At 71.2% G+C, this 13,595-nt stretch carries 14 protein-coding genes; all 14 read left to right on the top strand.

The features are described from left to right. Positions 1 to 817 (top strand): hypothetical protein (locus ABEA46_RS20185; protein ID WP_345547235.1); only part of this gene is annotated, 817 nt, incomplete at its 5' end. After that, entirely contained in the window at positions 814 to 1,917 is a 1,104-nt protein-coding gene (locus ABEA46_RS20180; protein ID WP_345547234.1) for a hypothetical protein, read from the top strand. The genes ABEA46_RS20185 and ABEA46_RS20180, both read left to right, overlap by 4 nt. A 99-nt stretch (positions 1,918 to 2,016) precedes the next feature. After that, on the top strand, positions 2,017 to 2,979 hold the full coding sequence (locus tag ABEA46_RS20175) for an NAD kinase (protein WP_345547233.1): 963 nt from the start codon (positions 2,017 to 2,019) through the stop codon (positions 2,977 to 2,979). Next, positions 2,976 to 4,667, top strand: coding sequence for a DNA repair protein RecN (gene recN / locus ABEA46_RS20170; RefSeq protein WP_345547232.1), 1,692 nt, complete (start codon positions 2,976 to 2,978; stop codon positions 4,665 to 4,667). Before ABEA46_RS20175 ends, recN begins: the two co-directional genes overlap by 4 nt. 17 nt (positions 4,668 to 4,684) lie before the next feature. Beyond that, positions 4,685 to 6,382 carry a CTP synthase gene (pyrG, locus tag ABEA46_RS20165; RefSeq protein ID WP_345547231.1) on the top strand — a complete coding sequence of 566 codons (1,698 nt, stop codon included), beginning with the start codon at positions 4,685 to 4,687 and terminating at the stop codon, positions 6,380 to 6,382. After that, positions 6,382 to 6,954, top strand: coding sequence for an NUDIX domain-containing protein (locus ABEA46_RS20160; protein WP_345547230.1), 573 nt, complete (start codon positions 6,382 to 6,384; stop codon positions 6,952 to 6,954). Before pyrG ends, ABEA46_RS20160 begins: the two co-directional genes overlap by 1 nt. Before the next feature lie 11 nt (positions 6,955 to 6,965). Next, positions 6,966 to 7,871, top strand: coding sequence for a site-specific tyrosine recombinase XerD (gene xerD / locus ABEA46_RS20155; protein WP_345547229.1), 906 nt, complete (start codon positions 6,966 to 6,968; stop codon positions 7,869 to 7,871). A gap of 69 nt (positions 7,872 to 7,940) precedes the next feature. Beyond that, the gene (locus ABEA46_RS20150; protein ID WP_345547228.1) at positions 7,941 to 8,555 is read left to right on the top strand and encodes a vitamin K epoxide reductase family protein; all 615 of its coding nucleotides are present in this window, start codon (positions 7,941 to 7,943) and stop codon (positions 8,553 to 8,555) included. Between the two features lie 83 nt (positions 8,556 to 8,638). Beyond that, positions 8,639 to 9,523, top strand: coding sequence for a ParA family protein (locus ABEA46_RS20145; protein WP_345547227.1), 885 nt, complete (start codon positions 8,639 to 8,641; stop codon positions 9,521 to 9,523). Then, positions 9,510 to 10,346, top strand: a complete 837-nt coding sequence (locus ABEA46_RS20140) for a segregation and condensation protein A (RefSeq protein ID WP_425563243.1) — start codon at positions 9,510 to 9,512, stop codon at positions 10,344 to 10,346. The genes ABEA46_RS20145 and ABEA46_RS20140 overlap by 14 nt, the downstream gene beginning before the upstream one ends. Beyond that, positions 10,336 to 10,965: an SMC-Scp complex subunit ScpB gene (gene scpB / locus ABEA46_RS20135; RefSeq protein ID WP_345547226.1), complete on the top strand. Its 630-nt coding sequence runs from the start codon at positions 10,336 to 10,338 to the stop codon at positions 10,963 to 10,965. The genes ABEA46_RS20140 and scpB overlap by 11 nt, the downstream gene beginning before the upstream one ends. Then, positions 10,962 to 11,768: a pseudouridine synthase gene (locus tag ABEA46_RS20130; RefSeq protein WP_345547225.1), complete on the top strand. Its 807-nt coding sequence runs from the start codon at positions 10,962 to 10,964 to the stop codon at positions 11,766 to 11,768. The genes scpB and ABEA46_RS20130 overlap by 4 nt, the downstream gene beginning before the upstream one ends. Continuing rightward, a complete protein-coding gene (locus tag ABEA46_RS20125) occupies positions 11,761 to 12,867 on the top strand; it encodes a prephenate dehydrogenase (protein ID WP_345547224.1) in 1,107 nt (368 codons plus the stop codon). Before ABEA46_RS20130 ends, ABEA46_RS20125 begins: the two co-directional genes overlap by 8 nt. Beyond that, entirely contained in the window at positions 12,860 to 13,594 is a 735-nt protein-coding gene (gene cmk / locus ABEA46_RS20120; protein WP_345547223.1) for a (d)CMP kinase, read from the top strand. The genes ABEA46_RS20125 and cmk overlap by 8 nt, the downstream gene beginning before the upstream one ends. Position 13,595 lies beyond the last annotated feature (1 nt).

Genomic DNA, 13,595 nt, shown 5'->3' with positions numbered 1-13,595 from the left:
CACCTCGGCGCGGGCCGAGCTGCGGACTGTCGTCGACATCATCGCGCCCGAGGCCGACCGCCGCGGCGCGCTGGACGAGGTGGTCGACAGGGCGGCGCGGTTCGGCGCCGTCCGTCCGACCGACGCCGTGACGGCCGCGCTGCGCGCGCACCAGGCCGCCGGCGCGCCGCGGTTCGGGGCGTGGCTGGGCAGCCGCCACACCGCCGTCGCCACGCGGCACAAGCTGTATGCCGAGCTGAGCCCCGATCCGGGGGAGGCCTGGCGGATGCTGGACCTCCTGATTCCTCGGGCGCGCGAGGTGCTCGGGGGCCTGGGTGCGGTGCGCTTCGTCGGCATGCCGCTCGACGGCAGCGGGGCGGTGGAGGTGTACGTGCGTCCGCGATGGCTGGATGCCGACCTGCTCGCCGTGACGCTCGCGCGGGCCGGGATGGCCGAAGCGACCTCCGGACTGGTGGCCGCGATGGGTGCCGGCGACCGCGAAGGACCCACCGGCCGCAACCACGGCCTCAGCGCCACCTTCGCGGGCGACGACGTCACCGCGGTCGCCGGATTCACGTTCGCGCACCACCGGTACCGCCGCGATCACCGCGTGCGCGCGGCGGTGCTCGAACAGGCGGTGCGCGAGGACTGGCCCTCGCGCGAGCTGTACGCCGCGGCATCCCTCCCGCTCGCCGTTCCGCGCCTGCCGGGCCGGCCCCTCCACACCGCACTCTCCGATGTCGCGCTCGCCGCCGGCGGGCTCGAACACCACGTCGGCCTCGCACCGCCGGGGACGACCGCGCCCATGCCCACGAAGGAGAAGGAGAAGGAATCATGAAGCAGATCACCCTGGAGAATCTCCACTGCACCGACACCGAGGACACCCTCGGATCCGACGAGTGCCGGCTCGAGGTCTACAACGACGGCGAGCTCCACTTCGCCTACCGGCAGGACCTCAACGACGACCAGGACTGGCCGCTGAACGCCTCGCTGCTGTTCGCGAACTCGTGCATGCTGCGCCTGTTCGACGAGGACGGCGGGTTCCCCGGCGACGACGACGACGCGCTCGGCGTCGTCCACATCGGCACGGCCGATGTGCAGCACGCGACCGCGACGTTCCGCGAGGACGACGCGGACTACACCCTGACGTACTCGGTCGTCGATCGCCCCGACATCGCGCAGAGCGACCTGGCGAACTTCGCGATCGACCAGTTCGAGGCCTCCACCGCGCCCGGACTGTGGCCGCAGCTGGCCAAGGCCGACATCATCCGCGACCTGCGGGTGCGCCGAGGCAACCCGACGAACATCAATCAGATGAACTCGAACTTCTGCGGACCCACGTCCATCGTGTTCGAGCTGGCGCGCACGCAGCCGCGTCGCTACGTCGACCTCGTGCGGCAGCTGTACGAGACCGGCGGATTCTGGTCGCGCACGCACCGCGTCGACGCGCCCCAGGGACTGCGCGACACGCACTCGGGGCAGAACATGTCGCCGGCCGACTGGATGCTGATCGCCACGATGCGCAACGACGAGAACGCGATCTTCGGCGTCTCGGCGGACTCGTCGGGCTTCACCAGCCAGGTCGAGGGCATGACCACCCCGTGGGAGATGGAGGGCTGGACGAGCGAGCTGCTGCTGAAGAGCACGGTGTCCAACAGCACGACGTTCGTGTGGGGCGAGTTCGACGCGATCCGCTACGCCCACCAGGTGTGGTCGGCGGGCGGCAGCGCGTTCATCATGCTTCATTCCGACATGTTCTCGGCGCCGGACGGCATGGTGCCGCCCTGGCCCGACCACTGGGTCGTCTACGCCGGCGGCCTGGACGAGAGCGGCGGACGCATCAGGTTCTCGGTGTACTCCTGGGGCAACATCTACCCCCTCGACCTGTCGCTGGACCACTTCGAGAACTGCATGTTCGGGATCGTCACCGGGTTCTGAGCGGAGGTCGGCGCGTTATCCCCAGACCGGGTCGGATTGCCCCGGGTGTCGGACGATCCGACAGAATGGGGAGCACATGTACCGACTGGCGGGGAGCCGATGAACACTGTCGACGCGGAGCGCAGCATCCTGGTGGTCGCACACGCGCATCGCGACGATACCGTCGTGGCCGCCGAGCGGGTGGTCGAGGCGCTGCGCGCCGCGGGCGCGCAGCCGGTGTTCGCCGCCGACGACCGCGAAGAGCTCGCGGCGGCCGGCTCTCCGCTGGACGTCGCGATCCTCGGCGTGGACGTTGCGGTGACCGACATCGAGCTCGCGATCGTGCTCGGCGGCGACGGCACGATCCTGCGTGCGGCGGAACTGGTGCGCGACGGCACCGCGCCGGTGCTCGGCATCAACATGGGGCATGTCGGCTTCCTCGCCGAGATCGAGCGCGACGACATGGACGAGGCCGTCCGCCGCGTCATCGAGCGCGAGTACGAGGTCGAGGACCGCATGGCGCTGCAGGTGCGCGTCAAAGACACCGGCGACTCCGTCATCTACGAGACCTGGGCGCTGAACGAGGCCACCGTCGAGAAGGCGAGCCGCGAGCGGATGCTCGAGGTCGTCATCGAGATCGACGGCCGACCGCTGTCGACGTTCGGCTGCGACGGCATGGTCGTCTCGACGCCCACCGGCTCGACGGCCTACAACTTCTCTGCCGGCGGCCCGGTCATCTGGCCCACCGTCGAGGCGATCGCGGTGGTGCCCCTGTCGGCGCACGCCCTGTTCGCCAAGCCGCTCGTGGTCGGCCCGGAGCACTCGGTCGCGATCGAGGTGCTCGAGCGCACCAACGGCACCGGCATCCTGTGGTGCGACGGGCGCCGCTCGCACGATCTTCCGCCCGGAGCCCGCGTCGTGGTGCGCCGCTCGGACCGCCCGGTGCGTCTCGCGCGGCTGCACCCGGCCCAGTTCACAGACCGGCTCGTCCGCAAGTTCCGGCTGCCCGTCGAGGGCTGGCGCGGCCCGGCCGCGATCACCGGTGTGATGCCGGTTGCAGAAGATAGGCAGGGTGCCCTGTGATCGAAGAGATGCGCCTGCGCGACCTGGGCGTCATCGCCGAGGCGACGCTGCCGATGGGGCCCGGCTTCACCGCGATCACGGGCGAGACCGGCGCGGGCAAGACGATGGTGGTCACCGGTCTGGGGCTGCTGCTCGGCCAGCGCGCGGATTCCGGCGCCGTGCGCGCCGGCGCCTCGCAGGCGACCGTCGACGGCGTCTGGATCGTGCCGGAGGACGGTGCCGTGGCCGACCGCGTGCGCGAGGCGGGCGGTGACATCGAGCCGATCGGCGGCGGGCGCGCCGAGCTGTACGTGGGCCGGTCGATCTCGAGCGAAGGGCGCGGCCGTGCGTCCGTCGGCGGACGCTCGGCGCCCGCCGGTGTGCTGGCCGATCTCGCCGACGACCTCGTGGTCGTGCACGGGCAGTCCGACCAGCTGCGGCTGAAGTCCGCCGCCGCGCAGCGCGATGCGCTCGACCGCTTCGGCGGCGAGCCCGTGCAGTCCGCGCGCGACACGTACCGTCAGGCGTACGAGCACTGGCGCGGCATCGACCGCGAGCTCTCGCGCCTGACCGACGATCGTGACACCCGTGCCCGCGAGGCCGAGGAGCTGCGCGCGCAGCTGGCCGAGATCGAGCAGGCCGCGCCCGAGGCGGGGGAGGACGCCGACCTCGCCACGCGCGCCGAGCGCCTCGCGAACGCCGAAGAGCTGCGCCTGGCCGCCGCGACCGCGCACGATGCCCTGTCGGGCGAGGCCGACGGCCCCGATGCCGGCGCGCTGCTGTCCGACGCCCGCCGCGCACTGGAGCGCGTCAGCGACCCGGTGCTCGAAGAACTCGCCGGCCAGGTGGCCGAGCTCGGCTATCGCGCGGCCGACGTCGCCGCCGCCCTCGCGGGCTATCTCGCCGACCTCGACGAATCGGGTCCGCACGAGCTCGCCGCGGTCGAGGAGCGCCGCGCCGTCCTCGCGAGCCTCGTCCGCACCCACGGCACGCTGGACGCGGCGATCGAGCTGCTCGACACCGGCTCGGCGCGCCTGGCCGAGCTCGACGACGACTCCGACCGCATCGACCGTCTGACGGCGGAGCGGGATGCCGCGGCATCCACTCTCGACGACGCCGCCGCCGCGCTCACCGACGCCCGCACCGAGGCGGCGGGGCGCCTGGGCGCCGCCGTGACGACCGAGCTGCGCGCGCTGGCGATGCCCGACGCCCGGCTCGAGGTCTCGGTCACCGCGGGCGGCGAATCGGCGTCCGGGCGCGACGACGTCGCCATCCTGCTGGCGCCTCACCCCGGAGCCGAGCCCCGCGCCGTCTCGCGCGGCGCGAGCGGGGGCGAGCTCAGCCGCGTCATGCTCGCGATCGAGGTGGTGATCGCGGGGGTCGATCCGGTCCCGACGTTCGTCTTCGACGAGGTGGATGCCGGCATCGGCGGCGCCGCGGCGATCGAGGTCGGGCGGCGTCTGGCCCGGCTCGCGCAGTCGTCGCAGGTCATCGCGGTCACCCATCTGGCGCAGGTCGCGGCGTTCGCCGCCAACCACCTGACGGTCGTCAAGGCGAACGACGGGTCGGTCACCGCATCCGATGTGCGCCGCCTCGACGGCGCCGATCGTGAGGCCGAGATGGCGCGCCTGCTGTCGGGAATGCCCGATTCCGAGGCGGCGCTCACTCACGCACGTGAGTTGCTCAGCCTTCGCACCGAAGTCCACTGATAGGATAAAAGCCCGTGATGCAGACTTCTGATTCTTTCCACGGCGACTCTTCGAACGACACCACCAAGCACATCTTCGTGACCGGTGGTGTCGTTTCCTCGTTGGGCAAGGGCCTGACCGCCGCCAGCCTCGGGAACCTGCTCACCGCCCGTGGCCTGCGTGTCGTGATGCAGAAGCTCGACCCGTACCTGAACGTCGACCCGGGAACGATGAACCCGTTCCAGCACGGCGAGGTCTTCGTGACCGACGACGGCGCCGAGACCGACCTCGACATCGGCCACTACGAGCGCTTCCTCGACATCGAGCTGAGCCAGGCCGCCAACGTCACGACCGGCCAGATCTACTCGCAGGTGATCGCCAAGGAGCGCCGGGGCGAGTACCTCGGCGACACCGTGCAGGTGATCCCGCACATCACCGATGAGATCAAGCGCCGCATGCGCCTGCAGGCCGACGAGACGCCCAAGCCCGACGTGATCATCACCGAGATCGGCGGCACGGTGGGCGACATCGAGTCGCAGCCGTTCATCGAGTCGGCGCGCCAGATCCGTCACGAGCTGGGCCGCCAGAACGTGTTCTTCGTGCACGTGTCGCTGGTGCCGTTCATGGGCGCGTCGGGCGAGCAGAAGACCAAGCCGACGCAGCACTCCGTCGCGGCCCTGCGCTCGATCGGCATCCAGCCCGACGCGCTCGTGCTGCGCAGCGACCGCCCTGTCACCGAGTCCAACAAGCGCAAGATCGCGCTCATGTGCGACGTGGACGAGGATGCGGTCGTCAACGCGGTGGACGTGCCGAGCATCTACGACATCCCGTCGATGCTCAACGAGCAGGGCCTGGACGCGTACATCGTGCGCACCCTGGGTCTCGCGAAGGCCGAAGACGTCGACTGGTCCCGCTGGCAGCGCGTGCTCAACGCCGTGCACAACCCCAAGCACGAGGTCACGATCGGCCTGGTCGGCAAGTACATCGACCTGCCTGACGCATACCTCTCGGTCACAGAGGCGCTCAAGGCCGGCGGCTTCGCGCAGGAGACGCACGTCAACATCCGCTGGATCCCGTCCGACGAGTGCGAGACGCCCGAGGGGGCGGCCAAGGCGCTCAGCCCGCTGGACGGCATCGTGATCCCCGGCGGCTTCGGCATCCGCGGCATCGAGGGCAAGATCGGCGCGCTGAAGTTCGCGCGCGAGCAGGGCATCCCGACGCTCGGCATCTGCCTGGGCCTGCAATGCATCGTGATCGAGTACGCCCGCCACGTCGCCGGCATCGAGGACGCATCGTCCAGCGAGTTCGACCCCGACACGCAGCATCCCGTGATCGCGACGATGGAGGAGCAGGTCGACATCCTCGACCACGGCGACCTCGGCGGCACGATGCGCCTGGGCCTGTACCCGGCCGACCTCGCCGAAGGGTCGATCGCGGCCGAGGTGTACGGCTCGAACCGGGCGTCGGAGCGCCACCGTCACCGCTACGAGGTGAACAACCGCTACCGCGACCGGATCGCCGAGGCGGGCCTGGTGTTCTCGGGCATCAACCCCGACCTCGACCTCGTCGAGTACGTGGAGCTGCCGCGCGACGTGCACCCGTACTACATCGCCACGCAGGCGCACCCCGAGCTGCGCTCGCGGCCGACGAACGCGAACCCGCTGTTCCGCGGACTCGTGGGCGCCGCGCTGGAGCGCCACCGTTCGAGCGAGCTGTTCGAGGTCGAGAACGACTGATGGCGGGGGAGCAGACGCTCGCCGACGAGCCTGTCGAGGCGGCCATCCTGCACAGCGACCTCGTGTACGAGGGGCGCGTGTGGGACGTCCGCAGCGACACCGTCGCGTACGGCGACGCCCAGATCGTGCGGCAGTACGTCGACCATCCGGGGGCGGCGGCCGTCGTGGCGCTCGACGACGATGAACGGGTGCTGCTGATCCAGCAGTACCGGCATCCCATCCGCTCCCGCGACTGGGAGGTGCCCGCCGGGCTCCTCGACGTCGACGGTGAGACCCCGCTGGAGTCGGCGCAGCGCGAGCTCGCCGAAGAGGCCGACCTCGTCGCCGCCTCGTGGGAGCCGCTCGTGAGCGTGTTCACGACGCCCGGCGGCAACGACGAGATCGTGCACCTGTTCCTCGCACGGGGTCTGTCACCGGCGAGCGACGTCCACGTGCGTGAGGACGAGGAGGCCGACATCCGGATCGAATGGATGCCGCTGCCCGACGTGGTCGCGGCGGTCTTCGCCGGGCGCATGCGCAACGGGATCCTCGCGACGGGTGTGCTGGCCGCATCCGAACGGCTGCGTGCCTGACAGGGGCCGAAGTGCAGATCTCCCGTGCGGTCGAGTCGTATCTGCGGCACATCTCGATCGAGCGTGGGCTGTCTGAGAACACCGTGGCCGCGTACCGGCGTGATCTCGCCGGCTACGCGGCCTGGCTCGACGAGCAGGGTGTCGGTGACACGGCCGAGGTGACCCCCGTCATGCTCGCGAGCTTCGTCGCCGACCGGGCCGCCGGCCGGCCGCCGATGGCGGCGTCGTCGCTCGCCCGGCTGCAGTCCTCGGTGAGGGGTCTGCACCGCTTCCTGGCGCGGGAGGGGATCGAGTCCGCCGACCCGACGTCGAACCTGCGACCGCCGAAGCAGCCGCGGCGCCTGCCGAAGGCGCTCACGATCGACCAGGTCGAGCGGTTGCTGGATGCCGCAGGCCCCGCCGACGACGTGCTCGGCGTCCGCGACCGTGCCCTGCTGGAGCTGCTGTACGCGACCGGCGCCCGCGTGTCCGAGATCGTGCAGCTCGACGTCGACGACCTGTCGCACGGTGACGTGCTGCGGGTGCGCGGCAAGGGCTCGAAGGAGCGGATCGTGCCGGTGGGGTCGTACGCGCGCGCCGCCGTGGACGCCTACCTCACGCGTGCGCGGCCCGAGCTGTCGCGCCGCGGTCATTCGACCCCGAGGCTGTTCCTCGGCGCCCGCGGCGCCCCGCTGTCGCGGCAGAGCGCGTGGCTCATCATCCAGTCCGCTGCCGATCGGGCCCAGCTGACCGCGCACGTGTCGCCGCACACGCTGCGCCACTCGTTCGCGACGCATCTGCTGCAGGGCGGCGCCGATGTGCGCGTCGTGCAGGAGCTGCTCGGCCACGCGTCGGTCGCGACCACGCAGATCTACACCCACGTGTCGGTGGACGCGCTGCGCGACGTGTACGCCACGTCGCACCCCCGGGCGCGCTGACCGGGTCCGGTCGAATAAACCCGGTCTGTTCGCAAGACAGCGGGCGTCAGCCGGGCGCACAATGGCAGCATGCCCGCGGCATCCCTCTCGGACCCCGGCCCGGGGACCCTGCGCCCGCCGGTCGCGCTCGCCGTCTTCTGGATCGTCGGCGGCCTGGTCGGCTGGACTGTCTCGTTTCTGCTCTATCTCGAGTACGTCGGCCAGATCATGGGCTCGGCACCGCTCATCTCGTGCCAGGTGAGCGCGATCGTCACGTGCGGACCGAACCTGCTGTCGCCCGGCGGCAACCTCCTCGGGTTCAGCAACTCGATCATCGGCGTGACGCTCTTCCTCGGCCCCGTGTTCGCGGGGGTCAGCGCGCTGGCCGCGCCGACCGGACTGCGCCGCTGGTACTGGCGGGTCTACTCGCTGTTCCTGTTCGCAGCGGTGCTGCTCGTGCACTTCTTCGCGTGGCGCAGCGTGTTCGAGTACCGGTCGCTGTGCCCGTGGTGCATGGTCGTGTGGGTCGTCACGATCCCGCTGTTCTGGTTCACGCTCGGCTGGGTGATCCGCGACCGCGTGTGGGGGAGGATGCCACGCCTCGGCGCCGCGCTGACGACCTGGGCGCCGCTCATCACGGTGCTGGACTACGCGATGATCGCGATCGCCGCGCAGGCGCGACTGGACGTGCTGGGCAGCCTCTGAGACGGCAGGCGGCCGTGCCGCCCGCGAGGAGCGAGGCCTCGTGACTAGAATCGGGGGACACGAGCGCGAAGGCGGGAGCATCGGTGGCGGGCAAGGCACAGGCGGCGACGAAGGCCGCTACGGGAGACACCGTCCTCGGACCCACCGGTCGTCCCTATCAGGGCTTCCCGACCCCGCCGAAGCTCGAAGGCCACGGCCCCGCCCGCATCATCGCGCTGTGCAACCAGAAGGGCGGCGTCGGCAAGACGACGACCACCATCAACCTGGCCGCCGCGCTCGCGGGGTACGGCCGCAAGGTGCTCGCCGTCGACTTCGACCCGCAGGGCGCCCTGTCGGCAGGCCTCGGCATCCAGACGCACGAGATCCCGACGATCTACGACCTGCTGCTGGACGGCAAGGTCGACCCGCACGACGTGATCGTCCACACGCGCGTCGACAACCTCGACGTGCTGCCCGCGAACATCGACCTGTCGGCCGCTGAGGTGCACCTGGTCAACGAGGTCGCCCGCGAGCAGACGCTGTCGCGCGTGCTGCGCAAGGTGCAGGCCGACTACGACGTCGTCCTGATCGACTGCCAGCCCTCGCTCGGCCTGCTGACCGTGAACGCGCTCACCGCCGCCCACGGAGTCGTGATCCCGCTCGAGTGCGAGTTCTTCGCGCTGCGCGGGGTTGCGCTGCTCATCGAGACGATCGACAAGGTGCGCGACCGGCTCAACCCGACGATCGCCCTCGACGGCGTGCTCGCGACGATGTACGACCCGCGCACGCTCCACTCGCGCGAGGTGCTCGAGCGTGTCGTCGACGCGTTCGGCGACGACGTGCTCGAGACAGTGATCGGCCGCACCGTGAAGTTCCCGGACGCATCAGTCTCGGGCATGCCGATCACCGAGTTCGCGCCCGAGCACGCCGCGGCGCAGGCCTACCTGCGACTGGCGCGGGAGCTGGTCGCCCGTGGTGCTGTCGCCTGAGCCGACCCCCGACGACACCGCCGTCGACGGCACCGAGGACGATTCCGGGTTCCGGGTCTCGCTGTCGAACTTCGACGGACCGTTCGATCTGCTGCTCACGCTCATCTCCAAGCACGAGCTCGACATCACCGAGGTGTCGCTGTCGCTCGTGACGAACGAGTTCATCGCGTACCTGCGCGATGCGGGGCCGGACGAGGATCTGGACGAGGCATCCGAGTTCCTCGTCGTGGCGGCGACGCTGCTCGATATGAAGGTCGCGGGCCTGCTGCCGCAGGGCGAGCTCGTGGACGCCGAGTCGGTGGCGCTACTGGAGGCCCGTGACCTGCTGTTCGCGCGGCTGCTGCAGTACCGCGCGTTCAAGGAGGTGTCGGCGTGGTTCGAGCGGAGCCTGCGCCGCGAGGACCGGCGGCACACCCGCTCGGTGCGCCTCGACGAGAAGTACCGCAACGCGGTGCCCGAGCTCGTGTGGTCCCTGAGTCCCGAGGACTTCGCCGCGCTCGCGCTGCTGGCGATGACGCCCAAGGAGCTGCCCAGCGTGGGGCTTGACCACCTGCACGCGCCGCTCGTGAGCATCCGGGAGCAGGCCGCGATCGTGGTGACGCTGCTGCGGGATGCCGGATCCCTGACCTTCCGCGAGCTCATCGCCGGCGTCGGCCAGACCGGCGTCGTGGTGGCGCGATTCCTGTCGGTGCTGGAGCTGTACCGCCACGCGGCCCTGTCGTTCGAGCAGCTGGAGCCGCTCGGCGAACTGACCCTGCGCTGGAGCGCACACCGCTGGAGCGACGAGAACCTCGCCACCCTGGGAGCCGACTATGACCAATGACCCGACCACCGCGGAATTCGCCGAGCCGGCGATCGCCGCGGCCCCGGACATCGCGTCCGACGTCGCGCGGCGGCTGGAGGCGATCCTGCTGATCGTCGAAGAGCCGCAGAGCCTCGTGAGCCTCGCCGCCGCCGTGTCGGCGCCCGTGCCGGCCGTGCGCCAGGCGCTCGAGTCCCTCGTCGACGACTACGACGGCCGGTCGGGCGGACCGGTGCGCGGTTTCGAGCTGCGCGAGGTCGGCGGCGGATGGCGGCTGTACGTGCGCGAGGAGCTCGACGACCTGGTGAGCGAGTTCGTCGGGGGCCAGGCTCCGACGCGGCTGTCGCAGGCGGCGCTGGAGACGCTCGCCGTCATCGCGTACAAGCAGCCCGTCACGCGCAGCCAGGTGGCGTCGATCCGCGCCGTGAACGTCGACTCGGTCGTGCGCACCCTGCTCGCGCGCGGGCTCGTCACCGAGCTGTTCGCCGACGCCGAGACCGGCGCGATCAACTACGGCACGACCGATGCGCTGCTGACGCATCTGGGCATCAATTCACTGGACGAGCTGCCCCACATCTCGCCGCTCCTGGACGGCGCGGACGAATTGGGCGACGGCGCAGAAGAAGGAGGACGACGGTGACGAGCGCGGATTCCGCAGAGTCGACGGAAGGTGTGCGGCTGCAGAAGGCGCTCGCGAACGCGGGCGTCGCGTCACGTCGGGTGGCCGAGCAGCTCATCGTCGAAGGGCGGGTGCGCGTCAACGGCCGCGTCGTCGACGAGCTCGGCTCGCGCATCGACCCCGAGAACGACCTCGTCGACGTCGACGGCACGGCCGTGCAGTTCGACCAGTCCAAGCGGTACGTCATGCTCAACAAGCCCACGGGTGTCGTCAGCTCCATGAAGGACGACCGCGGCCGACCCGACCTGCGCCGCTTCACCAAGGACTGGGACGAGCGCCTGTACAACGTGGGGCGATTGGATGCCGAGACCAGCGGTCTGCTCGTGCTCACCAACGACGGCGAACTCGCGCACGTGCTCGCGCACCCGTCGTTCGGCGTCACCAAGGTGTACATCGCGAAGGTCGACGGCAAGGTGTCGCCGCAGACCATCCAGCGTCTTCTGCGCGGGGTCGAGCTCGAGGACGGACCGATCGCGGCGGACAAGGCGCGCCTGCTGTCGGCGTCGGCGGAGGGCGGCGGCTCGCTGGTGGAGCTGACACTCCACTCGGGGCGCAACCGCATCGTGCGCCGCATGATGGCCGAGGTGGGGCATCCGGTCGTCGAACTCGTGCGCCGCCAGTTCGGGCCGCTGCACCTGGGAACGCTGCCAGCCGGGCGCGCCCGGGAGTTGACTAAGGTTGAGCGGGGCGCTCTGCTGACTCTCGCGCGCCGCGACACCGGCCCCGCCGAGAACCTGGCAAACGAGGAGACGCAAGATGAGTGAGCCCGTCCTGGCGTCGCGCGTGCACGGCACGGTGCGCATCGTCGGAACCGGGCTGCTCGGCGCAAGCATCGGGCACGCACTGCGCGCGCACGGTGTGGACGTGGCGCTGGACGACACCTCGCCGGCGCAGCTGCGCCTCGCGGTCGACTACGGCGCCGGCCGCCGCGCGACCGACGACGATGAGCCGACGCTCATCGTCGTGGCGGTGCCGCCGGACGTGACCGCCGACGTCATCGAGCGCGAGCTCGCCCGCTACCCGCGGGCCGTCGTCACCGATGTCGCGAGCGTCAAGCTCGAGCCGCTGCGGACGCTGCGCGAGCGCGGCGTCGACCTCACGCACTACATCGGCTCGCACCCGCTGGCCGGACGCGAGCGCGGGGGAGCCATCTCGGCGCGCGCCGACATCTTCGTCGGGCGCCCGTGGGTGGTCTGCCGCGACGGCGAGACGTCGGCTGCCGACCTCGCCCTGGTCGAGGGTCTCGCGCTCGACCTCGGTGCGACCCCGCTGGAGATGACCCCCGAAGACCACGACCGCGGCGTCGCCCTCGTGTCGCACGTGCCGCAGCTGGTCGCGAGCCTGCTCGCCGGACGCTTCGTCGACGCGCCGGACGGCTCGCTGCGGCTCGCGGGGCAGGGCGTGCGCGACACGACCCGCATCGCGGCCTCGGCCCCCGAGCTGTGGGTGCAGATCCTCGGCGCGAACTCCGCGCCGGTGGTCGACGTGCTCGACCTGCTGGCGGCCGACCTGACGACGGTGGCCGACGCGCTGCGCGACCCCGACGTGCCGGGCGCCCGCCGCGCCGTGGCCGACACGATCCGCCGTGGCAACGACGGCGTCGAGCGCCTGCCGGGCAAGCACGGTCAGAACCGGCGCTACGAGCAGGTCGTCGTGATGGTCGACGACACGCCTGGCCAGCTCGGCCGCCTGTTCGGCGAGCTCGGCGAGCTCGACGTGAACGTGGAAGACCTGCGCCTGGAGCACTCTCCGGGCGCCCAGTTCGGCCTCGCCGAGATCAGCGTCGTCCCGAGCGCGGTGCGCCGTGCCGTCGACGGTCTCGAAGCGCGCGGCTGGAAGATTGCGAGCACCACCAATGACTGACCCTTCGACGAGCGCAGCGACCGGGCCGCAGGCCGTGGTCGTCGTCGCCATCGACGGCCCTGCCGGCAGCGGCAAGTCGAGCGTCTCGAAGCAGGCCGCGCGCCGCCTCGGCTACGGCTACCTCGACACCGGCGCCGCGTATCGCGCACTGGCGTGGCACGCGCTGCAGCACGGGATCGACACGTCGGACGCGGCATCCGTCCTCGACGTCTCGGGCGACTTCGACTACGCCATCTCGCTCGACCCCGACCAGTACTGGGTGCGGGTCGGCGAGGCCGACGTGACCGACGCGATCCGTGACCCGCAGGTGTCGGACGCAGTGAGCGGCGTGGCCCGCGTGCCCGCCGTCCGCGAGTCCGTGAACGCGCTGTTCCGCGCGCTGGTGGCGCAGTCCGGGCGACCCGGCGTCGTCGTCGAGGGCCGCGACATCACGACGGTCGTCGCGCCGGACGCGCCGGTGCGGATCCTGCTGACCGCCGCGCCCGAGGTGCGCGCCGCGCGTCGCAGCGCCGAGCTGACGACTCAGGATGCCGCGGCCGTCGCCGCGGCCCTCCACCAGCGCGACGCTTCCGATTCGGCCGTGGTCGACTTCCTCACCGCCGCGCCCGGCGTCGAGGTCGTCGACTCGACCCACCTTGATTTCGACCAGACCGTGGACGCCGTGCTCGGCGTGATCCGGGCGGCGCTGACCGCTCCCACGACGGACACCGCCCAGACGGGAGCCTGAC

The organism is Microbacterium jejuense (assembly GCF_039544225.1).
In the GTDB taxonomy this organism is placed as follows: domain Bacteria; phylum Actinomycetota; class Actinomycetes; order Actinomycetales; family Microbacteriaceae; genus Microbacterium; species Microbacterium jejuense.
The sequence above is the reverse complement of the archived record's forward strand: the minus strand, read 5'-3'. Positions and strand labels throughout refer to the sequence as shown.